Origin of the sequence: Paenibacillus sp. BJ-4, assembly GCF_020404765.1 — a bacterium.
GTDB lineage: Bacteria > Bacillota > Bacilli > Paenibacillales > Paenibacillaceae > Paenibacillus.
Window position 1 is genome coordinate 273,148 of record NZ_JAIVEM010000072.1, and the last position, 26,130, is coordinate 299,277.

Annotated in this window: 21 protein-coding genes and 3 pseudogenes; 14 read left to right on the forward strand and 10 right to left on the reverse strand. The window is 46.9% G+C overall.

Annotated features, from left to right (window positions below; genetic code table 11):
• Positions 1-98 precede the first annotated feature (98 nt).
• From aroF to LCF57_RS13925, 5 genes are all read left to right on the forward strand, one after another.
• Positions 99-1,136, forward strand: coding sequence for a 3-deoxy-7-phosphoheptulonate synthase (aroF, locus tag LCF57_RS13905; RefSeq protein ID WP_226001217.1), 1,038 nt, complete (start codon positions 99-101; stop codon positions 1,134-1,136).
• Between the two features lie 271 nt (positions 1,137-1,407).
• The gene (glnA, locus tag LCF57_RS13910) at positions 1,408-2,832 is read left to right on the forward strand and encodes a type I glutamate--ammonia ligase (RefSeq protein ID WP_226001218.1); all 1,425 of its coding nucleotides are present in this window, start codon (positions 1,408-1,410) and stop codon (positions 2,830-2,832) included.
• 266 nt (positions 2,833-3,098) lie between these two features.
• Positions 3,099-4,190, forward strand: coding sequence for a 3-phosphoserine/phosphohydroxythreonine transaminase (gene serC / locus LCF57_RS13915; protein WP_226001219.1), 1,092 nt, complete (start codon positions 3,099-3,101; stop codon positions 4,188-4,190).
• Between the two features lie 196 nt (positions 4,191-4,386).
• Entirely contained in the window at positions 4,387-4,851 is a 465-nt protein-coding gene (gene trmL / locus LCF57_RS13920) for a tRNA (uridine(34)/cytosine(34)/5-carboxymethylaminomethyluridine(34)-2'-O)-methyltransferase TrmL (protein ID WP_226001220.1), read from the forward strand.
• 364 nt (positions 4,852-5,215) lie between these two features.
• Positions 5,216-5,464: an AbrB/MazE/SpoVT family DNA-binding domain-containing protein gene (locus tag LCF57_RS13925; protein WP_025720558.1), complete on the forward strand. Its 249-nt coding sequence runs from the start codon at positions 5,216-5,218 to the stop codon at positions 5,462-5,464.
• 88 nt (positions 5,465-5,552) lie between these two features.
• Here LCF57_RS13925 and LCF57_RS13930 read toward each other — a convergent pair whose 3' ends face one another.
• On the reverse strand, positions 5,553-6,620 hold the full coding sequence (locus tag LCF57_RS13930) for a phosphodiester glycosidase family protein (protein WP_226001221.1): 1,068 nt from the start codon (positions 6,618-6,620) through the stop codon (positions 5,553-5,555).
• Positions 6,617-7,024: a hypothetical protein gene (locus LCF57_RS13935; protein WP_226001275.1), complete on the reverse strand. Its 408-nt coding sequence runs from the start codon at positions 7,022-7,024 to the stop codon at positions 6,617-6,619. Before LCF57_RS13935 ends, LCF57_RS13930 begins: the two co-directional genes overlap by 4 nt.
• A gap of 275 nt (positions 7,025-7,299) precedes the next feature.
• On the opposite strand from LCF57_RS13935, the gene LCF57_RS13940 reads away from it, so the two are divergent.
• Positions 7,300-7,956 carry a response regulator transcription factor gene (locus LCF57_RS13940; RefSeq protein ID WP_226001222.1) on the forward strand — a complete coding sequence of 219 codons (657 nt, stop codon included), beginning with the start codon at positions 7,300-7,302 and terminating at the stop codon, positions 7,954-7,956.
• Positions 7,957-8,005: 49 nt separating this feature from the next.
• Positions 8,006-9,259, forward strand: a complete 1,254-nt coding sequence (locus LCF57_RS13945; protein ID WP_226001223.1) for a PLP-dependent aminotransferase family protein — start codon at positions 8,006-8,008, stop codon at positions 9,257-9,259.
• A gap of 94 nt (positions 9,260-9,353) precedes the next feature.
• On the opposite strand, the gene LCF57_RS13950 is transcribed toward LCF57_RS13945, so the two are convergent.
• The gene (locus LCF57_RS13950) at positions 9,354-10,190 is read right to left on the reverse strand and encodes a DUF2161 domain-containing phosphodiesterase (protein ID WP_226001224.1); all 837 of its coding nucleotides are present in this window, start codon (positions 10,188-10,190) and stop codon (positions 9,354-9,356) included.
• A gap of 242 nt (positions 10,191-10,432) precedes the next feature.
• Here LCF57_RS13950 and LCF57_RS13955 point away from each other — a divergent pair, with 242 nt between their 5' ends.
• Both LCF57_RS13955 and LCF57_RS27900 read left to right on the forward strand, forming a co-directional pair.
• Positions 10,433-12,328 (forward strand): PrkA family serine protein kinase, encoded by a 1,896-nt coding sequence (locus LCF57_RS13955; protein ID WP_226001225.1) that lies wholly within the window; start codon positions 10,433-10,435, stop codon positions 12,326-12,328.
• A 254-nt stretch (positions 12,329-12,582) separates the two neighbouring features.
• Positions 12,583-13,598, forward strand: a pseudogene (locus tag LCF57_RS27900) (protoglobin domain-containing protein).
• An 81-nt stretch (positions 13,599-13,679) separates the two neighbouring features.
• Here LCF57_RS27900 and LCF57_RS13970 read toward each other — a convergent pair.
• The 7 genes from LCF57_RS13970 to LCF57_RS14000 all read right to left on the reverse strand — a co-directional run bounded on the left by LCF57_RS13970 (position 13,680) and on the right by LCF57_RS14000 (position 20,297).
• The gene (locus tag LCF57_RS13970; RefSeq protein WP_226001227.1) at positions 13,680-14,552 is read right to left on the reverse strand and encodes an arylamine N-acetyltransferase family protein; all 873 of its coding nucleotides are present in this window, start codon (positions 14,550-14,552) and stop codon (positions 13,680-13,682) included.
• 257 nt (positions 14,553-14,809) lie between these two features.
• Positions 14,810-15,706, reverse strand: coding sequence for a phosphotransferase (locus LCF57_RS13975; RefSeq protein ID WP_226001228.1), 897 nt, complete (start codon positions 15,704-15,706; stop codon positions 14,810-14,812).
• An 18-nt stretch (positions 15,707-15,724) separates the two neighbouring features.
• Positions 15,725-16,732 (reverse strand): aminoglycoside phosphotransferase family protein, encoded by a 1,008-nt coding sequence (locus LCF57_RS13980; RefSeq protein ID WP_226001229.1) that lies wholly within the window; start codon positions 16,730-16,732, stop codon positions 15,725-15,727.
• Positions 16,733-16,922: 190 nt separating this feature from the next.
• Positions 16,923-17,504, reverse strand: coding sequence for a PepSY domain-containing protein (locus tag LCF57_RS13985; RefSeq protein WP_226001230.1), 582 nt, complete (start codon positions 17,502-17,504; stop codon positions 16,923-16,925).
• A 117-nt stretch (positions 17,505-17,621) separates the two neighbouring features.
• Complete coding sequence (locus tag LCF57_RS13990; RefSeq protein ID WP_226001231.1) at positions 17,622-18,215, reverse strand: PepSY domain-containing protein; 594 nt, start codon at positions 18,213-18,215, stop codon at positions 17,622-17,624.
• Positions 18,216-18,237: 22 nt separating this feature from the next.
• Positions 18,238-19,599: an ATP-binding protein gene (locus tag LCF57_RS13995; RefSeq protein ID WP_226001232.1), complete on the reverse strand. Its 1,362-nt coding sequence runs from the start codon at positions 19,597-19,599 to the stop codon at positions 18,238-18,240.
• Positions 19,596-20,297: a response regulator transcription factor gene (locus LCF57_RS14000; protein ID WP_226001233.1), complete on the reverse strand. Its 702-nt coding sequence runs from the start codon at positions 20,295-20,297 to the stop codon at positions 19,596-19,598. The genes LCF57_RS13995 and LCF57_RS14000 overlap by 4 nt, the downstream gene beginning before the upstream one ends.
• A gap of 294 nt (positions 20,298-20,591) precedes the next feature.
• Here LCF57_RS14000 and LCF57_RS14005 point away from each other — a divergent pair.
• From LCF57_RS14005 to LCF57_RS14025, 5 genes and pseudogenes are all read left to right on the forward strand, one after another.
• A pseudogene (locus tag LCF57_RS14005) lies at positions 20,592-22,198 on the forward strand (OPT/YSL family transporter).
• A gap of 10 nt (positions 22,199-22,208) precedes the next feature.
• On the forward strand, positions 22,209-23,276 hold the full coding sequence (locus tag LCF57_RS14010; RefSeq protein ID WP_226001276.1) for a DUF917 domain-containing protein: 1,068 nt from the start codon (positions 22,209-22,211) through the stop codon (positions 23,274-23,276).
• Between the two features lie 22 nt (positions 23,277-23,298).
• Positions 23,299-24,162: pseudogene (locus LCF57_RS14015) on the forward strand (DUF1177 domain-containing protein).
• Between the two features lie 55 nt (positions 24,163-24,217).
• On the forward strand, positions 24,218-24,913 hold the full coding sequence (locus tag LCF57_RS14020) for an AroM family protein (protein WP_226001234.1): 696 nt from the start codon (positions 24,218-24,220) through the stop codon (positions 24,911-24,913).
• 255 nt (positions 24,914-25,168) lie between these two features.
• The gene (locus LCF57_RS14025) at positions 25,169-26,119 is read left to right on the forward strand and encodes an aminopeptidase (RefSeq protein ID WP_226001235.1); all 951 of its coding nucleotides are present in this window, start codon (positions 25,169-25,171) and stop codon (positions 26,117-26,119) included.
• The last annotated feature ends 11 nt before the right edge of the window (positions 26,120-26,130 follow it).

The window sequence follows — 26,130 nt, forward strand, 5'->3', positions numbered from 1 at the left end:
TTACTTTAATGAATAAAAGCTTAAAAGCGAACAAGCGTTTAAGCGTCATAATATCATAAGTGATTAATAAAATATGTTTTATAGAGGGGAAGAAAAATATGATCGTTATCGCCGGTGTTCAAACACCTGAAGAACATATCCATGCCATTGTTGAAGCTATCGAAAAGGAAGGCTTGCAGGCCCATGTTTCACGCGGATCGGATCGCACGATTATCGGATTGATCGGCAGCGTAGAGCCCAAGCTGGCTGAACACCTGCGCCAAATGAAGGGCGTAGAAAATGTAGTTAAAATATCGAAGTCCTACAAATTGGCGAGCCGTGATTTCCATCCCGAAAATACGATCATTTCCATTAAAGGTGTAAATATCGGCGGGGGCGAGCTTGTGATTATGGGTGGTCCATGTGCCGTTGAGTCTGCTACGCAGATTGACGAGATTGCCGCATTGGTTAAAGCTGCGGGTGCACAAGTCCTTCGTGGAGGTGCTTTTAAGCCGCGTACGGGGCCTTACAGCTTCCAGGGAACCGGTGTAGAAGGTTTGATCATGATGGCCGAAGCGGGCAAAAAACACGATCTCCTGACCATCACAGAGGTCATGACACCAGAATACGTGGACATCTGTGCGGAATATGCGGATATTCTGCAAGTAGGTACACGCAACATGCAAAACTTCGATTTGCTGCGCAAGCTGGGAACCTGTGGAAAGCCAGTGCTGCTTAAACGCGGTTTCAGCTCGACTTATGACGAGTTCCTGAATGCTGCCGAGTACATCTTGGCAGGCGGTAACCCAAATGTTATGCTGTGTGAGCGCGGTATTCGCACATTCGAAACCTACACCAGAAATACGCTGGATTTGTCCGCAATTCCTGTTTTGCAACAATTGAGCCATTTGCCGGTTATTTCCGATCCAAGCCATGGTACAGGACGGCGCGAGCTGGTTGTTCCTATGACGAAGGCCTCGGTGGCTGCTGGTGCTGACGGACTGATTATTGAGATGCATACAGATCCCGACAACTCGATGACGGGCGACGGTGTACAATCCCTGTTCCCTGATCAATTTGCGGATTTGCTGAAAGATTTGGAATTGCTGGCTCCTGCAGTAGGCAAAACATTCCACACCCCTAGTACTGTTTCCTAAAACGAATACTTAACATCATTGCATAAAAGTTTTGCCGCATTGCAGTAACAAGATTAAAATCGCTTAAAAGCCCGATGTTTCGGGCTTTTTGTGCTATTCAAATGTTATCAAGGGCGTAAGAATATCTAACATTAGTTTAAAAAATACCTTACATAGCTATTGACCCGTGTCATGTTTGAGATTTATAATGACGACAGAAAAAAACATTCGATCATGAACATTTCAGTGTTGTATAAGACTTAATGTTCGGAAAAATTGGGAGGAAGAAGACATGTCCGTTGAAAACGTATTGAAAACAATTCAGGAAAATAATATTGAGTGGGTAGATTTTCGTTTTGTAGATTTATCTGGTCGTGCTCACCATATTTCACTGCCAGCTTCCGAAGTAGATGAAGAAACATTTGTTAACGGTGTTGCTTTCGACGGTTCTTCCATTCCCGGCTATCGTGGTATTGAGGAATCCGACATGGTTATGCTGCCTGATCCAGAATCAACTTTTGTCGATCCTTTCACTCAGCATCCTACACTGAATATTCTGTGTGACATTATTACGCCAGACGGCGAAAAATATGACCGTGATCCTCGTGGTATTGCCAAAAAGGCAGAGGAATTTTTGCAATCCGCAGGAGTGGGCACAGCAGCATTTTTTGCACCTGAGTCCGAGTTTTTCATCTTTGATGATGTTCGTTACGAAAGCGGCATGAACAGCTCTTCCTTCTTCGTAGATTCAGAGGAAGCAGCTTGGAACACAAACCGTAAGGAAGAGGGCGGCAACCTGGGCTTTAAAGTGGGAGTGAAGGGCGGATATGTACCTGTAGCGCCAGTAGACACTCAACAAGACATTCGTAGTGAAATGTGCCGCCTGCTTGAAGAAGCAGGTCTGAGAATTGAGCGCCATCACCATGAGGTAGCTACAGCAGGCCAAGCGGAAATCAACTTCCGTTTTGATACACTGAAGAAAACAGCGGATAACCTGCTCGTTTATAAATACATTGTACACAACACAGCTCGTCAATATGGTAAAGTGGCAACATTCATGCCAAAACCAATCTTCGGGGACAACGGAAGCGGTATGCACGTTCACCAATCCATTTTTGATGGAGACTCTCCTTTGTTCTACGAAAAAGGTGCTTATGCTAACCTGAGCGAAATGGCTCTTCATTACATTGGCGGTATTCTGTACCATGCACCTGCGTTGATCGCTTTGACAAACCCAAGCACAAACTCGTTCAAACGTCTTGTTCCAGGCTACGAAGCACCGGTTAACCTGGTATTCTCCAAAGGTAACCGTTCTGCGGCTGTACGTATTCCAGTAGCGGCTGTTACGCCAAAAGGCTGTCGGATCGAGTTCCGTACACCGGACTCCACAGCTAACCCTTATCTGGCCTTCTCGGCTATGCTGATGGCGGGTCTGGATGGTATCAAGCGTAAACTGAACCCAATCGAACTGGGCTATGGTCCGCTTGACACGAACATCTATGAGCTGTCTGACGCTGAGAAAGGTAAAATCCGCAGCGTACCAGCTTCACTGGATGAGGCTCTTGACGCTCTGGAAGCTGACTACGAATTCTTGACTGAGGGCGGCGTATTCACGAAGGACTTTATTGATAACTATGTAGAGTTCAAACGTTCTGAAGCTAAATCGGTGAACATCCGTGTTCATCCGCACGAATACAGCCTGTATTTCGACTGCTAATATATCGGCAGTGCAGCAACCTTGAAGAACAAACATTAGCCTACGGATAAAAGCTGTTGTTCAAGATAGGTCTCCGGTCTTATAGCCGGGGACCTTTTAACATTAAAATGAATATCACAAAGTGAAGATGTCAAATATGATAACATTCACAGCTTTGTCACATCATGAATGAATTCAAAAACATTTTTATACAAGTCTTGAACGCATTTATGAATACTGCTATCATAGCGATAATATCCACACCAGAGTAGAGAAGGGATGGGAAATTGTTGAGTAAGAGAGCCTACAATTTTAATGCAGGACCAGCGGCATTGCCGCTTAAAGTGCTGGAACGCGTACAAGCTGAATTCGTGGATTTTCAGGGGACAGGGATGTCTATCATGGAAATGTCACATCGTGGGGCCGTGTATGAATCTGTTCATAATGAGGCACAGGAACGTCTGTTATCTCTGCTGGGCAATCCGAAGGGCTACAAGGTGTTGTTTCTGCAAGGGGGCGCCAGTACGCAATTTGCAATGCTGCCCTTGAATTTCCTGAGCGAAGGACAGGTCGGAAGCTATGTAATGACAGGTAGCTGGTCCGATAAGGCATACAAAGAGGCCAAGCTGCTGGGCAAGACTCATATTGCTGCCTCCTCCGCTGATGAGAAATACATGCGTCTTCCGAATGTGGAGGCTTTGGACTTGCCTGAGCATACCGCTTATGTACATATGACGTCCAACGAGACGATTGAAGGTACACAGTTCAAGCAATTTCCAGATACGGGTTCCGTACCGTTGATTGTCGATATGTCCAGTGATATTTTTTGCAAGCCGTTTGATGTTACTCAATTTGGGTTGATCTACGCAGGTGCACAAAAAAACCTCGGACCTTCCGGTGTAACGGTTGTAATTGCCCGTGAAGAGCTGTTGACATCCTCACCGACCAACATTCCTACGATGCTGCGTTACAGTACGTATGAAAAAAATAACTCTCTCTACAATACACCACCATCCTTTGCCATCTACATGGTGAATGAAGTGCTGAAATGGATTCAGGAGGAAGGTGGCCTGGAAGGCATTGAGCGTGCAAACCAACAGAAAGCTGCTTTGCTCTACGACCGTATTGACAGTAGTGAAGGCTTTTATCGTGGCTGTGTAGACAGCAAAGATCGCTCTATTATGAATGTAACCTTCCGTCTCGCAAATGAGGATCTGGAAAAACAATTTATTAAGGAATCCGAGCAGGCCGGATTTATCGGATTGAAGGGACATCGCAGCGTAGGAGGGCTTCGCGCCTCGATCTACAATGCTGTTCCACTGGAGAACTGTCAAGCATTGGCGGAGTTTATGGATAGCTTCAAGCAACGTAACCGTTGATTTTACGGATATATTTCGATACACGCTATTTGAAATCGAAAAAGTAAAAGTAAAGCCTTCCCTGAACGTGTATAAGGGAAGGCTTTTAGTAGTGTGGGGGATAGATGATAAAATGTATATATTTGCAGTATATACATTTGCATTTAGCTGTAGATTATTTATTAAAACCATTTAATGATGAAGGGAACGAACCGTGATGCCATTACATATTGTGCTTGTCGAGCCGGAAATTCCGGCTAACACAGGGAATATTGCCAGAACGTGTGCTGCAACTGGAACACATCTGCATCTGGTAAAGCCGCTGGGCTTTCGTACCGACGATGCCACGTTAAAACGGGCCGGACTTGATTATTGGTATGCTGTCCACATTGAATACCATGAGTCTTTTGCTGAGGTACAGGAGAAGTATCAGGAGGGTCGCTTTTTTTATGCGACAACAAAAGCAAACCAGCGTTATAGCGATATTTCTTTCCAGGATGGAGACTTTCTGGTATTTGGTAAAGAAACGAAGGGGTTGCCTCCGGAGCTGTTAGCAGCGAATCCGGATACATGCATTAAAATGCCTATGTCAGATAAAGTAAGATCTCTAAACTTGTCGAATTCCGCTGCAATTATCGTCTATGAGGCGTTGAGACAGATGGATTTTCCAGGTTTATCGTGAAAAAAACCAAGTGAATCACGAATAAAGTACTAGGACATTAGTTGTTAATAAAAGTTGCGGAATATTTACTAAGTTGAATTTAACAAAGGGGCTTGACGATAGTTTATATCGTCGTAATTCGCAAAATTCTCTAATATAGCTAATGATAATTGGCTTGGTGGTCGATAAAATATTATAGACATTCTGTGCCATACTTTGATATGGTTCATGATTTTTTGAAAAAATGTAATAAAATTTCCTGCGATCAGCAGGATTCGACAAAAAGACAGCGAATACTACATAAAGAATAGTGTCTTTGTACCTAGTTTTTCGCAGGGAAAGTAAACTGGAAGTTATTACTGAATAGGAGAGGTGTACGCTTACGATGAAACCTGCCGGTGTAGTGCGTAAAGTTGATCAACTGGGGAGAATAGTCTTGCCTAAATCACTGCGCAAAAGATATCAAATGAACGAGGGAGATCCTGTCGAAATTCTGGTTCAGGGTGACCATATTATTTTGGAGCGTTATCGTCCGAAATGTGTATTCTGCGGTTCAATAGAACAAGTGAACGATTTTAAAGACCGTTATATTTGTGCTCAATGTCTGACAGAAATGACACAGTACTCCTCCTAATGAGGCAAAAGCATCACGACATTCGTTCGTGATGCTTTTTTTCTAATGGAGCCATACTTCGACAAGCATATTTTATTAGGTTTATTTATTATTTATAGAATAAAAAATGAGTGGGGACCGGACGAAGTTGACCATCTGACGGTTTGTTAACGATTCGTCCGTTCAATATGAGCGACGAGGAACCGCCTCCGTCCAAATTATAGGCATCCTGGACACCCAGATTGTACATTTTCCCTTGCAGTTCTTCGAGCGTTGCACCTGAACCTCCGCTTTCATTATAGCCGTCTACGACGATAATGAGCAGTTGATCATCTTTATAGTTGCCGATGACCGTTCGTGGGGCCCGTAGGGGCGAGATTTTCCACTTGTCAGGAATAGGCATCTTCTGTCCATTTTGGAGCAGAACGGGAACGAAGGTAGCCCCAAAGACAGGCTTTAAGCTATCCAGAGCGCCTTGATTGTAAAATTTGCCCCCGATAAGTTTGCCATTGCTGCTCAGTCCGACGAATGACAAATCCTTGTAACTGGATTGGAAGCCGGTAAGGTAGTGGCCGTTCAAGACGGTAGTACTTAATGGATAGCGTTTGCCGTCCCCATCCGCAAAGCCGCCTGCATTGATGCCAGCGACAGCTCCGTGTCTCGAGACAGCACGCATCGTTGTTTCAGAGCCGCCCAATTTGTCGCTTCCCAGTGACATTTTCATTGCGGTAGGATCTTTTAACTTAACCTTCATGGCGTACCCGTGATAGACACCTGGATTCACCTTGAACAATTCAATGGTAATCCGTTTGCTATCTACACGCTCATAGGGAACCCCCAGCTTGGCGGTAATACGCCGATCATAGATGACCGCGGGACGTTTGGACTGGGTAGAGGCTGTTTGGACAAGCTGATTCATCGTTTGGGTCGTTCGCTTATACAGCTCGGATGTCCGGCGAATCGTAGACAAGGTGTACGTTGCCGTTTGTTTGGCTTCATCGAGTTGCTTGCCTACGGCTTGCGTTTGTACAATCGGTTCGGCTTTTTGCAGACTCGGAGCAGTAGACCTGGGAAAGCTTAGGGGAGGATGCACTAACAAAATACACCCCAACAAGCCGATAAAAGGAGCAAGGGCTAACATAAAGAACCGATTCACTTGTTTTGCATCTATATTCATTTTAGCAAGTCCATTTTTTTCTGAAGTATATTAAGCTGCTGCTTGACTTCGTTTAATTGAGTATAAAGCTTATTGCTGTTATCGGTTTTGTTATTGGCATTGTCTTTCGTAAAGGTCAGCAGTTCATTGAAGGACTGCACTTTTCCCTGCAAGCCGCTAACTTCCTTGGAAAGTGCGGTTAGCTGCTTTTCATAGTCGGATTTGAGCGCTTGAATCTGTTGGTCTGTATGGGTTTGCATCTCGTCTAGCATCTGCTGCTTCAAGTGATTGCTATACAGATAGGTTGCGAGAGCACCTAGTATAATAAGAATAAACCAAAATAGCAGAAAAGCCTTTACGGGCAACCCCTTTCTTGAATTGCTCCGCCGGGCTTCGGCAAGAGGGCGTTCAGGTGAAACTTGCATGTGATTTTTCAACTCCCGTGTAAAGTCAAATTTCCAGTCTTTATTTTGCAGTTCCAATTCTATCATGGGCCTATTTATTTCGCAAAAGCGAAGTAAGAGTATAAGAATATTTGGAAAAAGAGATTGCATCGGAAGGAAGTCCTAGGATACAATTTCCTTAAATCGTTTTCACTTCCTATACGTACACATTCGCGCAATTTCTACATATGTAATCCCCAATTTTAGATTCATTTTAGCTAACTATGTATTTTTTTGTAAACTCAGGAGGTTAAGACATGAGAAAAGTATGGCAGGTGGTCATTATAGATATCCATCCTACAAGTATGCTGGGAACAAAGCTTATTTTGGAAGATCAGCAGGATTTACTTGTCAGAGGGATGTCCTCCTCCGGAACGGAAGGCCTGGAACTGGCTTGTTCCATCCAGCCGGAGGTCATTTTAATGGATTACAGGTTGCCTGAGGGGACCGCGGAACCGTTTTTGACTCAAATGCGGGCCTTGTCTCCAGACAGCCATATTGTTATTATGACGGATGAGGATAATATTACGTTGTTTCAGCAACTAATTTCGCTGGGAGCGAATGGAATGCTATCCAAACAGGCGTCACCCAACCAGCTTATCCATCTGATCAACGGTTTACGCGAAGGATTTGCTTCTTTACCGATGGACTGGATCCGTTGCGGGAACTGGCCGTTTATGCCGTTAGTGGCCTCTGAGCCTTTTGATGATTTGACACAAACTGAAGTTTTCATTATGGAACGTATTGTACAAGGCATTACATATGACAAAATTGCTACCGAGATCGAAGTAAGTCGACGCTCCATTGATAATTATCTACGTAAAATTTATGCAAAATTAGGCGTGTCCAGCCGGGCGCAGGCGATTGAACGTTATGCCTTATATGCACGTCAGTTGAAGCAGCTATATGCCTGACGCGTCAGCCCGGAGGCAGTGACCTATTTTCAGGAGAAGGAGGATGTTCATGCAATATTCCTTTGCTTCACGAACGGCTGCAATGTTGGCTTCTCCAGTGCGTCATATCCGGGAAAATGCGAGAAGACACTCCTTTATATCTCTGGCTGAAGAATTGCCTGCACAAGAACTGTTTCCAGTGAAGCTGCTGGAAGAAGCAGCTCATGATGTGTTTGGTTCCGGCCCTGATGCCCTCCAGTATGGTGAACCGGAGGGCTATTTTCCTTTGCGGGCATGGCTTGCGGGAGAGTGGGAGCAGCGAAAAGGAGTTAGGGTGCCCCCGGGGCAAATCCTTCTTACAACTGGCAGTCAGCAGGCCATTGACCTGATCGTAAGGCTGATGGTGGATGAGCGTGATCCGGTGTTGGTCGAAAATCCAACCTCCCCCGGATGTTTGCAGGTGTTATCTATGCAAGGGGCGCAGGTTGTGCCTGTTGAATCAGATGGGGAAGGTGTCATTCCTGATAAGCTTGAAGCTTTAATGATCCGCTATCGCCCCAAGCTTTTTTTTGCCACGCCGACGTTTACGAACCCGACCGGCTTCTTATGGAGCGCAGCAAGACGGCAGGAAATTTTGGATCTGTGCAGGCACCATCAGGTGCTGGTAGTAGAGGATGATTCTTATGGTGAATTGCATTTTAAGCAAAAGAACGAGTCCCCTGACAAGAGTCCGCATGGACAGAGTCGGAAATTTGCAGAGGCATATCCTTCGCTGTTTGCACTGGATCATGCAGGTCAGGGCGGTCAAGTGCTATATATTGGCTCCTTCAATAAAACAGTCGCTCCTGGGCTGAGAACGGGCTGGGCAGCTGGTCCTGCACCGCTGATTGAAGGGATGTATGCCTTGAAGCAGCTGGCTGATATGCAGTCCAGTACGATGAACCAGCGGCTGCTGTTCCAGCTTTTGACCCGTTCGCGTTTTCAATGGCACGAGCACTTGGCGATGCTGAACAAGGAATACTCAACACGGCTTCAGCTCATATTGGAGCTGTTCAAGCGTCCGTTTTGGAAGAACGTGACGTATCACATTCCGTCAGGCGGCATGTATGTATGGGTGCGGCTACCAGATGGGCTGGATAGCGCATTGCTGTTAAAAGCGGCGTTGCCCAAGGGCGTAGCCTTTATGCCGGGGGCACTGTGTGCGGTTGGCAGTGAGGGCGCGTCCCATATTCGCCTTAATTTTAGCCATCCGGGCCGCGAGCAGCTGCTTATGGGCATGAATCTGATCGGTGAGACGATCAGTGAATTTACCGCCCGAAGCTAGCAAGCGCAGAGGGGGCGGGAAATCTATCTGTGCCAACAGCAAATTACTGCTGAATGACACAGATAGGGCGTACCGACAACCTACCGCTCTAATGTCAGTCATTTTCCGTATCCGCAGCAGCGGTGGAGGAGTAAGGGACTGGCGTTTCTGCGATTCGATGTAGCGTGTCGCCTTCGTCAGGCTTTACGGCCTTTGCTGCGGCCGTTTCATTGCTCTGCTCTTGCAGCACCGCTGCATACTCGCTCAGGGCGGCTTCGCCGAACGGGGTCAGCTTATAGCGGCCACGGGCTACGCGCTCAAACCAGCCGTAGTAGTTGTGCTGCAGGACAGCAGCCGCTCCGCTGACGGCAGCCGAACGGGCGAGCTGTACAGGGGCGGCCTCCCCCAGGACCTGCAAGGCTGCGGCTACACGCAGCGCTTTTTCCCGGTAGGCCGTGACCAGCTTACGCCGGGTGCTGCCGCCGGTGTTGTAGTCACCGCTGCGTGCGTGAAATTCCCGCAGCAGTCTCTCCTTGCGCGAGCCGAGGCGGATCGCTGTTGTTTTACGATCATCGCGGTTAGGGCCCGCAGGTTCACACAATATCTCTACGAGCGGTGGCTTGGTCTTAAACAGGGTGACGGTAAGCAAGCCGACTCCCAGCTGACGGCATAGTGCGACCAGTTCGTTCCAGCGCTGATTCACGGCTCCCTTTTTTGCACGATTTCGTTCTACGGCCACATATACATTGCTGGTTAACTTCAAACGCTGCATGCCTTGCAGCACAAGCGACAGATTAAACGTCTTTTTGATCTCCACAATCAGTGGCTCCTGCTGTCCTGGCTTGATACCCACCAAATCGCAGTTGCGCACCTCTCCTTTGATTTCATATCCCAAGCTCTCAAAAAAGGCTTTGATCGGAGCATATAGCTCTGTCTCATGCCGAACCGCCATTGCTTCTCCCGCCCCTTTATCCTGTTATTCCGAGCTTATATTGTACCATAATGCGTCAGCTCCGCGTCGTTGTTGTATATTTTAGCACACAAAAAATAGGTCAATTCTGAAATCAATCTGCATAGGTATGTATTACACTTTTTTTTAGGGGGATTACATCATATCCTGAAAGTCGTGACGAGTGTAGCCATTACCATCAGGAGTGGAGGATAGTCATTACGCAGTCATGGGAGGAACCGAGCATGAATATTTTTGAACGCGTTGCGGAGTACCGGGCGGAAAACAACCGTCTGGCCTGGAACGGCACTTTTAGAGAGTATATCGAGATACTCAAGAAAGACCCGACGCCGGCGATGACCGCTCATGCACGGGTTTACAAGATGATTGAATCTTTTGGTGTAGAAGAGGTTGGGGGACATAAGCGATATAAATTTTTTGAGCAGGAGATTTTTGGGCTGGATCGTGCGCTGGAAAAGCTGGTGGAGGAATACTTCCATTCCTCAGCCAGACGGCTCGATGTGCGCAAGCGTATCCTGCTTTTAATGGGACCCGTCAGCGGGGGCAAGTCGACGCTGGTTACTTTGCTGAAACGTGGGCTGGAGAAATTTTCGAGAACGGATCAGGGGGCTGTGTATGCTATAGAAGGCTGCCCTATGCATGAAGATCCGCTTCATCTTATTCCGCATGAGCTGCGCCCTGAATTTGAAAAGGAGCTGGGTGTACGCATTGAAGGTAATCTCTGCCCCTCCTGCCAGATGAGATTGCGTACGGAATTTGATGACGATATCGAAAAGGTACGCGTGGAACGGGTATTTATATCGGAAGAAAACCGGATTGGCATAGGTACGTTCAGTCCTTCTGATCCGAAGTCTCAGGATATTGCTGATTTGACAGGCAGTATCGACTTTTCCACGATTACGGAGTATGGCTCGGAATCAGATCCGCGTGCCTATCGTTTTGACGGAGAGCTGAACAAAGCGAATCGCGGGTTGATGGAGTTTCAGGAAATGCTCAAATGCGATGAGAAGTTTTTGTGGAATTTGCTGTCTCTGACCCAGGAGGGAAATTTTAAGGCCGGACGGTTTGCGCTCATCAGTGCAGATGAATTGATCGTAGCTCACACCAATGAGTCGGAATATAAAAGCTTTATTGCGAACAAAAAGAACGAGGCATTGCAGTCGCGGATGATTGTAATGCCGATTCCTTATAACCTGAAAGTGTCGGAGGAAGAAAAGATTTATGCCAAGCTCATTGAGCAAAGTGACATGCGGCATATTCACATCGCTCCTCATGCGCTGCGAACGGCTGCCATTTTCTCCGTGCTTACCCGCTTGAAAGAAACGAAGAAGCAGGGCATGGATTTGGTCAAAAAGATGCGCATGTATGACGGTGAAGAGGTCGAAGGCTATAAGGAAGCCGATCTGAAGGAGATGCAAAATGAGTTTCTCGAGGAAGGCATGTCCGGGGTAGACCCACGGTACGTCATTAATCGTATTTCCAGCGCGCTAATTAAGCAAAATGTGGAGTCCATCAATGCTCTGGATATTTTACGAGCGATCAAGGATGGTCTGGACCAGCATGCTTCCATTACAAAGGAAGAGCGGGAGCGCTATCTTAATTTCATTTCCGTGGCCCGCAAAGAGTACGACGAGTTGGCGAAAAAAGAAGTGCAGAAGGCCTTTGTATACTCTTTCGAGGAATCAGCCAAGACGCTGTTCGACAACTATTTGGATAACATCGAAGCCTTCTGCAATTGGTCTAAAATCCGCGATCCGCTCACGGATGAGGAGCTCGACCCAGATGAGCGGCTTATGCGCTCGATTGAGGAGCAAATCGGGGTGTCCGAAAATGCGAAAAAGGCATTCCGCGAGGAAATATTAATCCGGATTTCTGCGTATTCGCGTAAGGGGCGGAAGTTTGAATATCATCATCATGATCGACTGCGAGAGGCAATTGAGAAGAAGCTGTTTGCGGATTTGAAAGATATTGTGAAGATTACGACCTCGACCAAAACGCCTGATGCGAACCAGCTTAAACGGATGAATGAGGTCATTAAGCGGCTGATTGAGGAGCACGGCTACACAGGGGCCAGCGCTAACGATTTGTTGCGGTATGTAGGCAGTCTCTTAAATCGTTAGTCATTTGAGGTTAGCAAGGACAGCAGACAGCGCAGTTCGATCAATCATATCATATGTGGGAATCCGGTAAGCACAGGAAGTTTTAGGTGCTGCCGGATTTTTTTGTATCAAAAGATGGTTGTCACATGAGTTTTTTTTCTTACGTTGATATGTGAAAAATCACAATTAATTCTCAGTTTTTTAACATTTTGTAGAAAATATGACGATAAATAGGTAATGTTAAATCTATGTAAACTATTTAGTTGGAGGAACTTATGATTCATGTCGATGAGAATAGGCTAAAGCAGATTCAATATATTGGTATTACCCATGATGATTTAGCTTTATTGCATCATTATCAGGGATTATTCCAATCTATTGTGAATGAGGTCGTCGATCGTTTCTATGAGCACGTAGAGCAGATCCCGCACCTTATGTCGATTATCTCCAAATGGTCGAATATTGAACGGCTTAAGCAAACACAACGAGAATACTGGCTTTCTCTTGCAGATGGAAAAATAGATGAGCAATTTATAGCACACCGTCTTTTTGTGGGGCAGGTGCATTCCCGAATTGGCTTGTCCTCCGATTATTATTTAGGTACGTATATTGCTTATCTTGATATTGCAGTTGATATTTTAAAGCATTCGGGGATTGATGACTGGTATCCGATTGTTCACGCTCTTTCCAAAATGTTTAATTTGGATTCTCAGCTTGTGCTGGAGGCTTATCAGAAGAAGGAAAAGGAACAAATTAACGAGCGGCCAACGAACAGACACAGGTGCTGACCGTTGTGTCCCGCATTGCCCAAAATTTGACCGGGATGATTGCCGAGCTTAGGGAAAATACAGATAATATCGCGGAGAGTGCCTGTAACACGGCTTCTTCCCAGGAACATACAGAGGAATTGGTACAACAATTGGGCGGTGAGATTAAGCAAATTGAGCAGATGAACAGCACGATCCGTGAGCTGTCCGATCAGACGCATCTGTTGGGGCTGAATGCGGCCATCGAGGCAGCACATGCGCAGGAAGCGGGGAGAGGGTTTCAAATTGTAGCACAGGAGGTGCGAAAGCTGGCATCCAATTCGAAGCAAGCGCAGGAGCAAATTCAGCGCAAAGTGATGGATATTGCTCGCATGCTGGAAAGCGTTCAATCCGAAACAGCTGCCACAACAGCCAGTGCTCGGCAACAAGCTTCCAGCTCCGAGGAATTGGCCTCCTTCACAAAGCTGATTGAAAATATGGTGAAGGAGTTGGAGATGCTTCAACATCCCAGCGAAATAATGTAGGTGTAAGAGGATAGATAGAATAGTGACAATGCTCTCCCTCTGTGGCGGTCCAATCAGCGCAACCGAGGAAGAGTGTATTACCTATAAGGAAATGGTTGATTTCTTCCATTCGGCATGAGCCGCAAATACTCTTTTCCATAACTCGTCCCGTTCCTGGTGACTATAGTGAACAAGTGGCTCGCCAAATACATCTGCCAATACTTCCAGCCACTGCGATTTATGATCCAGCTCTATTTTTTCCAATCCGTTCAGCCCATGCTTTTTCCAAATGCAGCCTCTTAGTTCATTTGTCTCTAATGCTTGTCTTTGCCGAATCAAAAATAGGTTGAACCATGGAGAATCCGCTGAGCGGCTATAGAAATGATGTTTTGGCATAAACTCTTCCAAATCCTGAACAACCGTAGGGTCAAAATCAACGCCAACAAATGAAGCAAGCGAATCATGCTCTAACCGCCAGCCTTTTGCAACAAGCCCGGACTCCGTAACCTTATATTGAAGAGGAGCTTGTTTATAAGTACCCATACGGAGTGGAACAGGTTCATAGGGCATATCGCCTAAACCGACATCAACAATCCATACTTCATCTTCATGCTGCTCATTTAGCAAGTTCACGGTTAACCCGAGATGAAATGAATTGATGCGTGGCTCTGCCCCCAGAGGCTGAACTCCTGCTCGATGCAGGCAGACTTTATAACCCAGTGAATGTAGTAGTGTGCTGAACGCACCATTCAGGTGAAAACAATAACCGCTTCTCCCCTGCAAAATCAGTTGAACGGATTCTTGAAAACCAATAGCTGCCGGTTTTCTTGCAAAAATGTCCACCGTTTGCCACGAAAGATGCTTCACATGGGCCTTATGCAGCTCAAATAAATAGGATTGGGTAGGGGGCAGAATGTCTTGAATTCCGATCCTGTTTAGATAAGCCTTTATTTCTTCTTTTGTCATGATGTACATGCCTCATTCACCTCAATGATTAGTTTTTCAAATACCTCTTCAGAGTAAAGTTCCTTGAGTCTTAGCATTATTGTAGAAAGAGAATGTACTGGTTACAATACTATAAATCTTTAAGTGTACCGGTACAATCAGCAGATAAATCCGGTTTAGTAACAAACACTTTTCGCGTATATGGCTATCAGAGCATAAAAAAACAGACCGTTTAGTTAGGTCTGTTTTTATATTCTGTTTTTTTGCTCTGGTTTCAATCGTGCAGATTATAGCAGCGCTCTAAGCTCACGTCGGTATCTGTTCAATTGCGCTAAGGATGGAATAACACGCTTAGCAGAACGGATGCCGCCTATTCTGATGTTGCGGACCACGTGATAGGGAGAGATCAAAAGCGCGTGAAGCAAATGTAAATCACGGGTGCTTAATGGACGATATCGCTGATAGTAGTCAATCGCGCGCAGCATCTTTGTCCCGTTCCAAAGACAATTTCGATGAAGAAGATGGGACAAGTCTTTCATTCTTACATGCAGGGAGCAATTTTCAAAATCAATTAAATGGATCTGGAGCCGTCTGTCTTTAATCAGATTGGGATAATTGTAGTCGCCATGTATAAAGGCGGAGGCTTTTTGCTCCGAGTCGATTGCTTCTCGAACCTTGGGCTGCTGTAAATAATTCGTCACTTCTTCACAGAGAGCCACGAGATGTGCTGTGCCTTTGCAGGGACTGAGGCGTTTTTTGTATCCAGCAATTTCATCACCCAAGCCTTCGTAACGTATTCTGGCTGCCGGAGCTTCAGTAACTGGAAAGTCTATGGCACTGGTGTGAAATTTGGCTAAGGTGGAAATTCCCTTTTTGAAATCTATTTTTTTTGTAAATTTTGGTCTTTGTCCATCAACCCAATTGGTTAACGTATACAAAATGCCTTCATAGGTCATATAAGCGGTTTGCTGCACTGTCGGATAAACCTTTTGGCTACGGGTAAATCCGCGTTCATCCAGGAAGGACAACACACGTGTAATAAAACGAATTTCATCTTCTGGGAAATTGTAGGGTTTTAAACAATAGGTCATATTGGCGGTCTCAATCTTGTGTATATCCTTCTTTTGACGACTACGTTGAATTTTGATTCCGTACATCTGCTCAACGTTCGATAAAATCGACATTTTGATCCTCACTTTCTTTTATGCATGGACCCATTCCTGCAAAATATGAATGATTTGTAAACGAAGGGGCCACGATTGATGCCAGTGATCCAGGATTTCGCGGTCTCTTGAGCGATTGGGGTGCTGGGAGGCATGCCACGCTTCTCGTGGCAGTTTATACAGGGCGGTTACCATTTTTCGTTCGGTTCGGCTTAGTGGCTTGCGTTTTTGGTATCCCTTCAGCAAGGATTTCACAAATTCAGGATTGAACTGGGTTGTATTCATAAGTGCTTTTGCCAGATCCGCATAGACTGAGCCGACCTTAACCCGATCCCAATCGATGATTTTGAGTTGACCACCATCAGAAATAATGACATTAGGGATTGTGATGTCACTGTGTATCAAAGAGGGGGAACGGTTTTCCTTCTGAAGCAGCTTAATAACGGAGGTGTCTTGCAAATCCTTCCATGCCCGCCTGGATAAACGTTTGCAGTCTTTGCCGAAAGCATTGTACCAGTTCCGGTATTTTGTGTCATGACGGCTGATTTGTTTTATTTTTCTTTGAAAAAGACGATCCTGGTTTTTCCATACCCGCAACTGCTGAAATGTAGGGAATTTCCCCCTTCCAATCCGATGCAAGCCGATGGATGTGGCATGAAGCGTGGCAAGTGCCCACCCAAGCTTTTCAAAATCTTCAGCAGTCTCCAATCCCCGCCCTTTGATCCACTGACTAACATAAAATGGCGTTCCTTGATGTAAAGTCCATAGCTTCCCGGAATGTGCCGGAAGCCACGTGGGCATGTAGCGATACTTTCTCTTTTTCAACAGATTGATCATGCTTGCAGCCTGCTTCATCTGTTGAATCGTATTTGAGCGAACCATCTTAGTACGACTAAATGGTTTTAATGCATAAGTTCCCTTTTTCGTTTTCACTTGGATTACAGCATTTTTGCGGTACAGTGACGGGACTAAGCTAGATTTTAACGGAATCAGGCCAAAACGACGGGTAATATTGCGAATCTGTGCTTTGGTATAGGATTTTGCCATAAGAACCTCACTTGACTTGAGATTAATAAAAAAGGTAATCCTCTGTTAGTTATCAGTCTATTCATAATGAGGTAATAGGTGCGGTTTTAGGGGCTATACTCGTTCTTTTACTGTGTTGTGTAAGCCAAAAAAACGGGAAAGCGAAAGTTCGCTGCCCCGTTTGAGTTAACTTTGTATTGCGCAAGCCAGGTTATGGCCTGAGTGATTCATTATGGTCGTCATCATAGCGGTCATCATCAAAATCCTTGTCCATATCCACGATTGCTCCAGATACCGCATGGATTTCGAGTTCAACGGTGCCTTCATCGGTAAGCACCTTTACATCGTAAATGAACCGCCCGTCTTCCTTATCCAATTTAGTAGATAGAAGGGTACCAGGCACGTTTTTGAGCGCGATTTGCCCAGCCTGCTTCTCGGTTATGGTAACGTGGTTGGGCTTGTTGAAGGAGGACTTGTCATTTGAGTCATCGTTAAGCTCAGAATGGGAACGAATGGTTTTTCCAGTGTAAGCATCTACATCGATATCCCAATCTTTATCGCCATGCCGGAGCTCCACTTCATAGTAGACCTTACCGTTGTTTTCGCGTTCTAGTTCGACATCTTTAACTTGCGCATGATTACCCACAGCCTTCTTTGCAATATTGGCAGCAGTTGTTGCTCCAATAAGATTCGTAGGTTTGGCGGCCCAAACGGCATTCGCTGATACACCTGTAACCGTAGCTCCCAGCAGCACCGTGGCTGCTATAATTCCTAATGTATAGTTTTTTTTCATCTATGAATCCTCCCTGTACTGTAAGCTTGAATACAGCTTATCTCTTGAACATGAAAGGAGCATAATAGAATCATGAGAAAACAATGAGAAAAACATGGGGATGCTCATCAGGTCAGCTTATTCGTCGTCGCGGCCTTGTTTTTCTTTTTCCCAAGTGACAGAGTCAATAGAGCCCGATACTGCGCTGACCTGCACGACTGCTTCACGCCCATCCTTTACCTCAATCTCTACGAGATAATAAAAACCTTTTTCGTTACGGTGAAGCTCAATATCATCGGATGTTCCGTTTACTGCTTTGGCAGCAAGCTGGGCAGCTTCTTTCTCTGTGATCACGAAAGACACCGGGTCAGAATTGCTGTCTGGACCCGATATGTTCTTACTTGGTGGGGAACCGGGATCGTGATCCTGGGGTTCCCGTTGGGTATCCTGATAAGCTTGCGTTTGCGTAATCGATTCAATGATACCGTCATAGGCGTTGACCTTTATTTCGTATTTTCCTTTGGCTCGTTCTAGCTTGACCAGATAGTAATGATCCAGGCGTTTGGATTCCAGCACCTCGCCGGGATACTGATGCAATATGGATTGGATGACCGTTTTTTCTTCCAATGGTGAAGCAGCTAACGATCGTGCCCATGGCCACTGTAAAAGGCAAATGGTGATCAAAATAGCCGCCACCGTCCCCCCCATTACCCACACATAAATGGCTTTCATTACTAGTCCCTCCTTGGGCTTATTATTTAGGAACGGAAGGGAGGATGATCGTTGCCGTTGTTCCGCTTCCCTGTATACTTTCCAGTCTAATTTGTGCGTGAATAGCTTGAGCAATTCCTGTAGCCAGTGCTAAGCCTAGACCAGCGCCCCCTTCCTCACGGCTTCTGGCTTCATCCACACGATAGAAGCGGTCGAATACTTTAGATAGTTTATCTTCTGGAATTCCAATTCCCCGATCTGTGATTCTAATACAGGGTTGAGGCGTATCGCCCACGGTATCGATGGTTAGACGTACTGGTTCGTCACTGTATTTGCGTGCATTATCCAAAAAGATAAATAGCAGCTGCTTTAGCTTATTTTCATCGGTATAGCCATTGCAGTCTGCCTGTACATCCAGGTGGATTTGCCGGGCAAAAGCATTTTCAAATGTCGCTTTCAATTCGGCTGCCACTTTGGTCAAGCGTACAGGCTCTAACCCGACATTCCATTGCTCCTCATTTTTGGCCAAAAGAAGAAGCTGCTCTACCATGTCCTTCATTCGTATGGCCTCGGAATGGATAGCTTCAACGGACTCGGTGAAGATGTTGGGATGCTGTAGACCCCGCCTTTGTAACAGGCTGGCATAACTTTCAATAATGGTGAGAGGTGTTTTCAATTCATGGGACGCATTAGAGACAAATTGTTCTTGCTGGACAAAGTTACGCTCCAGCAATTCAATCATGTCATTAAACGTTTTTCCCATTTCAACCAGTTCGTCGCGTGATGTGGAGTCGAGCGGAAGACGTTTGAATTTTCCGCTATGTTGAATCTCTCTCATCGTGCGAATCATAGAGGTAATGGGACGCGTAATCAGTCGCCCAAGCAGTCTTCCTGATATCACGACAGGAATGAGTGCAATTCCGGTGACAGCTACAAGTACAATTCTGAGGACCTGTAGTGTCTCCATCGTCGGCTGCAGACTTTCGGTCACCTGAAGATTGACAACCTCGCCATTGGTCCAAATCATGGGGACGGATACAAGAATGTAGCGGTTGTTTTCATGGGTAATCATGCGAACTTGTCGTGTCTCATCATAAGCCCCCTGCATCAAGCTGAGAGATTGCTCCGAAGAAGAGGTGATGGGGGGTAGAAAATCACCCTGCGGATTCATTAGCCGAAGCATGCCATGCAGCGGCACATAGGCTCGAAGAAGATCCTCTGCCGCTACGGATAGCGGAGCTCGCTGAATACCGCGAATGATGTTCTCCGCTGTGGCTTCTACCTGATCCTTTCGATTGTCGATAGAAAGCTGGCTGAACAGAAAATAAACCGAAAAATGAATGGCCACAAGTAAGATCGCAAGCAGTAACGAAGTGTACGTATGGATTTTGTTTTGCAGCTTCATAATGATTCCTTCAGAACATAACCAATTCCCCGTACAGTATGAATCAGCTCGGGAAGCTGGCGCGTAGGGTCGATTTTATTGCGCACATACCGAATATACACATCTACCACGTTGGTATCGCCAACATAGTCCATGCCCCATACATTCACCAGTAATTGCTCACGGCTAAGCACCTGTCGCTGATGTCGGAGTAAATGAACGAGCAAGTCAAACTCTCGCGGCGTAAGCTCAACGCTGTGCTCTCCTCGAAGAATCTCACGGGTACCTTCATGGAGGCGTAAATCCCCCGCACTAAGCCATGCATCTGCCGTCTGGGGAGCTGTGTCTTTCGCTGCGCCTACTCTGAGTGCGGCCCGTACACGTGCAAGGAGCTCTTCGATCACAAACGGCTTTGTAATATAGTCGTTGGCTCCCAAATCAAGCCCCTCCACTTTATCTGCAATGGAACTTTTAGCTGTTAGTAAAATGACAGGAACGTTCGCATCATTTTTGCGAATCCGTTGCAGCAGCTGGGTGCCGCTGAGACCGGGAATCATAATATCGAGCAAAACCAGATCCCATTTGCCTTTGCAATACGTCTCCAGCCCGTCAATTCCGTTTTTTTCTTTAACCACCTGATATCCTTCAAACTCAAGCTCGATCTCTAGAAGCCGAGCAATTTTCTCTTCGTCTTCCACGATCAGAATGGATTGGTTCATGTTCATGCCCTCCTGTAGGCGAATAGCCGATACGGAAGTATTTTAGCATATACGGACAGCTAAGACACTTTAAAGCAAAGAGAGGGGGGGGGGGGTGTTATGTTTCATGACATATAAAAGGAATAAAATGTAATGAAAACGCTATCTATCTGCTTGTTTATCTTTGGTGCACAATAAACAAGTCATTGTTTTGGTCAGGATGAACATTGTTTATGGAAGGAAAGTTGCAGTAACATAGGTTTAACCTATTTATCAGGGACGAAATACAACATGTCTAAGCCGCAGGAGGATCATATGGAAAACGAACAAGAAAAGCGTCACCCGAAAACGTTTGAGCCTTTTGCATTTATTCTGATTGTAGCTACAAGCATTCTGGGGGCGATTATCGGGATGCAGATTGTAACCAGCCTGGGCGTGACTCCGAATACGGCCATTATCGGAGCATTAGTTGCGATGTTGATTGCACGTATTCCGATCAACTGGTTTTTACGATATAAGTCCGTTCATCGTCAAAACCTGGTACAAACCGCCATTTCCTCAGCAACTTTCGGGGCGGCCAATAGCCTGCTGATTCCTATTGGAATCCCCTATCTTATGGGAACGCCTGATTTGGTTGTACCGATGCTGCTGGGAGCGGCGTTAGCCATGTTCGCAGATGCGACGATACTTTATAAAATTTTTGATTCCAAGCTGTTTCCAGCCTCGGGCACCTGGGCTCCGGGCGTTGCAACGGCGGAGTCCATCAAAGCCGGAGATAAAGGCGGTAAACGTGCCGGTTTGCTAGGCATTGGGGCACTGATCGGGGTAGTCGGCTCCTATTTGAGCATCCCGATGTCTGCTTTTGGGGTCGCATTTATCGGAAATATTTGGGCGTTGGGCATGTTTGGGGTCGGTCTATTGATTCGCCAGTATTCCATGCCGCTATTTCAGATCGATGTTAATGCGCTCTACATCGCCCATGTGTGATGATCGGGGCAGGGATTGTGGCGTTAATTCAGGCTGCTATACTCGTGTTTGGCTTTTCCGGGAAGAAAAAGGGCAACACCGCCATAGTTGCGGATAAAGCCTCGGATGCGGAATGCACCCGTCCGATTGCAGAGGCCCGTCGTACGCTTGGACTCGGTTTTATCGCTTATCTGGTTATTTCGCTACTGATTGCCATTATCGGTGGACTGGTTACACACATGTCGGTAGGTATGTTGATCGGCTTTATCGTATTTGCAGCCTTTGCCGCGTTTGTGCATGAAATTATCGTCGGTATTGCGGCTATGCATTCTGGTTGGTTTCCTGCCTTTGCAGTTGCTTTTATCACTTTGCTTGGCGGAATGATGATCGGGTTCCCACCCGTGGCGCTGGCGTTGCTAGCCGGGTTTAGCGCAGCTACAGGTCCTGCTTTTGCTGACATGGGCTTTGATTTAAAAACAGGCTATATCCTGCATGGTAATGGCAAGGATAAAGAGCTGGAACGGGAAGGCAGGAAGCAACAGTATATAACGGCTCTGATCGCTTTTGCGGTTGCACTGGTGACGGTCGCTTTGGCTTACCCGAGCTATTTTGCACAAAATCTGGTGCCGCCGATTGATAAGGTATATGTGTCGACAATTCAGGCCGGGGCTACGCCGGGAATTGCAAGCCAGCTTTTGCTGTGGGCGATTCCAGGGGCGATTCTCCAGCTCATCGGTGGTTCCAAACGCCAATTGGGCGTCATGTTTGCAACAGGGCTGTTGATTGCGACAGCAAACGCATGCTGGGCCGTGCTGGTCGGCATAGCGATCCGCTTTCTCGTAACTCGCTTTGGGAAAAAGGAGACTGTCGCTTCTATGACGATTCTGGCTGCCGGTTTTATCGCGGGGGATGCACTCTATAACTTCTTTAACTCTGTATTTAAACTAAAAAAGTGAGATGATGCAGATGGAAGCTTTAAAGCTGGATGAAAGGATTGTTGAATATGCCGTTTATGGCGGTGCTGTCTTAGGCGGTGGCGGCGGAGGCTGGGTCGAGGAAGGGCTGCGGATCGGAAAGCTGGCTCTTGAAGCAGGACAACCGCTGCTAGTACCCATAGACAGTTTTGCAGACGACGATCTTTTCGTCACTGTAGCTGTCGTTGGTGCCCCGGCTGCGCCGGACAAATATGTAAAGCCCGTTCATTATGTAAAAGCCCTGAATATGGTGTCCTCTATGACAGGAAAGGGCGTCCGGGCTTTGCACACAAATGAAAATGGCGGTGAAACAACAATTAATGGCTGGTTTCAGTCGGCCTTAACCGGTATCCCGGTTGTGGATTTTGCTTGTAATGGGCGGGCTCACCCGACAGGAACGATGGGCTCGATGAATTTAACCGAGCTGCCGAATTACGTTAGCCATCAGGCTGCCGTAGGCGGACGCGGGGAGCACTATATAGAATTGGGCATTACAGGTTCCCTGGATCATGCCGCTTCGCTGGTTCGTAAAGCCTCGGTGGAAGCTGGAGGATTGGTAGCAGTTGCAAGGAATCCGGTGACAGCTGCTTATGCGAAAGCCAATGGCGCCCCGGGAGCCATTTCCCGGGCAATCGCCGTCGGAGAAGCGATGCTGGCTCACCAGGGCGAGGCTGCGATTGCTGCCGTGACCGCCGAGCTGGGCGGTAAGGCTATCGCTACAGGTGAAGTAACGGAGTGTCGACTCGAAACATCAGGAGGTTTTGACGCCGGGGTGGTTTGCATAACGGACAGCGGACTGACCTACGAAATGACCTTCTGGAATGAGTACATGTCACTGGAGCTTGACGGGGAACGGTTAGCCACGTTTCCAGACCTGATCATGACATTGGATATCGATACAGGCAGACCTGTAATCACAGCTGCCGTAGCCAAGGGACAGAGACTGGCTATCATTGCAGTACCGAAGGAACGACTCCTGCTGAGCACGACCATGTTTAACAGCAAATTGCTGCAATCGATTGAGCAAATAATCCATAAGCCGATACTGTCCTACTTATAAAATATACAGGAGGAACGCAACGATGGCACTTCAACAAACATTAACTGTATTCGAAGCGCTGGACAGCGCCTATGTGAATGGAGAGCGAGTGAAGCAGCTTTTTGCTGGATATGAGGATATTTCGGTAACCGTAAAACAGGTGACCGGAGTGAAGGGAAGTACAGATTTTATCCATGTGCTTATTCCCGGTACAGAAGGTAAAAGCTCGGGAGGTACGGCACCAACATTCGGTATTGTTGGTCGCCTGGGCGGGATCGGCGCACGTCCATCCCGAATTGGCCTCGTATCTGATGCTGATGGAGCGATCGCGGCGGTAGCGGCTGCACTAAAGCTGGCAGACATGCAGCTTAAAGGCGATAGACTGAAGGGGGATGTGGTTGTCACCACGCACATTTGCCCGGATGCCCCTACGCGTCCGCATGAGCCGGTTGATTTTATGGATTCACCTGTGGATATTGTGGAAATGAATCGCCATTTCACCTACGGTGAAGGAAGGCTATATTTTGCGGGTCAGTGAGGATTTATTACGCCTGATGGAATAAACTACGGCACAATTGCCTGTTACTTTTCCGGTTACGACGCAGGATATCACGCCGTATGGTAATGACCTCTATCATATTAACTCGATTTTACAGCCTGCTGTAGCGACGGATGCACCTGTAGTCGGTGTTGCGATTACACCACAGGCGGCTGTACCGGGATGTGGTACCGGGGCAAGTCACGAGATTGATATTGCCACTGCCGTAAGATTTTCGATTGAAACCGCCAAGGAATTTACGAACGGAACGTGTACATTTTATGATCCGAGGAATTTGCCAGAATCACCGAATTGTACGGCTCTATGAAAATATTGCAGACAGCAGGCAGTGCCCAAAGACATAGCTGATGCATAACAGGGCAGGCCGCAGGCTTGCCCTTTGGCGTCAGGAGCGTAAAATAAAATGAAGCGAAGGCAGGGATTCAGGATGCATAAGCTTGGGATGATTATGATTGGACAAGCTCCCCGGTCGGATGTGGCCCCTATTGTAGAAAGGGCCCTGGAAGGACGGGCAGAGCTGGTGCAGGCAGGCGTGCTGGACGGGCTTTCATTAGACTATATACAACAGCACCTATCGCCGTCGCCGGGAGAATATGTATTGACCTCGCGTCTGACAACCGGGGAGTCGGTGGTCATTTCACGTGAGAAAATCCAGCCACTGCTTCAGGACAAAATCACACGTATGGAGGAGCAGGGGATACGTACGATTTTGCTGCTTTGTACCGGCGTATTTTCTGGACTGCACACCCGAACTGCTTTTTTAATCGAGCCGGATCATGTGCTTCCGCCTGTACTTAAAGCTATGTCCAGCGGAAGAAGACTTGGACTGATTGGACCGCTTGAAGAGCAGAAGGATAACCTCAAGTTGAAATTCAGTCCTTACGGATTGAATCCCAAGTTTGCAGCGGCCTCGCCTTACAGTGGCAGTGCGGAGGAATTTCGACAGGCTGCCGGACAATTCAAAGATCAAGCTGATCTTATTGTGCTGGATTGTATGGGGTATACAGATGTGCATAGAGAGCTGGCGGCACGTTATGCAGGGGTTCCAGCCATATTATCCAATGCCTTGATCGGTAAGCTCGTATCGGAAATGGTGTAAGTGTATAAGCTGACTGAAAATTTACATGTTGGTCACTACACAAGCGGATGGTACTTCCCATCGCTTGCCCCCGGATTTTCTGAATAAGTTCCCTACGGAAGAAATTCGGGAGCAGTTTAGGCTTACGATGCGAGCTTTCCTATGGAAAGCTTTCAGGCGACCGCTATCGCTTGTCCAGCACCATTCCGCCTGATCCGTTTCCCATATAAATATTTCGAGAAAGCTGATATAGCCTAAAAATAGGAGGTAAGAAGTATGAGTCAGCAACGTGTTGAAATCAGTAAAAATGTATTGCAAAAATGTTTGGGACTCACCGCCGAAGAGACACTTCTCGTTGTAACCGACGATGATAAAAAGGAGTTGGGCGAGTCCATATATGAAGCTGGTAAGGCACTGGGAGCCGAAGCGGCGATGATGACGATGAAAGTGCACTCCAAATCAGGCGAGGAGCCTCCGGCCCCTGTTGCCGAAGCTATGCTCCGATCCAACGTTGTTGTATGTGTCACCCGATATTCGCTGACACATACAAGTGCCCGCAAGCAGGCTGCAGCTGCTGGAGCTCGCCTGGCGACCATGCCAGGTATGACGGATGACATGTTCATGAACGGGGCAATTGCTGCTGATTATCCCAAGGTCAAGGCGCTGACCGAAGAGGTGACCGCATTGCTGACGGCTGCCAAGCAGGTACGGATTGAAAAGGACGGGTACAGCTTGAACTTTACCATTGAGGGTCGCAACGGCGTACCCAGCACAGGTATGTATTTGAACCCTGGAGAATCCGGTAACCTGCCTTCCGGTGAAGCGTATATTGCTCCACTGGAAGGCACGGCACAAGGGCAGATCATAGTGGATGGTTCTGTGGCGGGAATCGGTGCATTAAAGGAGCCACTCCTGCTGACGGTGCAAAATGGCAGATTAATCGCCGCAGAAGGAGAAGCCGGGCAGCCTCTGCTGGATATGCTGGGCGAGGGTAATGGCAGAATGCTGGCCGAGTTCGGTATTGGAACGAATGATAAAGCCCGCATTACGGGCGTTGTATTAGAGGACGAGAAAGTATACGGCACGATCCATGTCGCTTTTGGCAGCAATAATACCTTTGGCGGAACTGTTGCTGCGGGTGTGCATATTGACGGGGTCGTTCAAAAACCGGATGTATATTTGGATGATCGTCTGATTATGAAGGCTGGTCAATTGCTGGCGAGATAAAGGAGGGAATC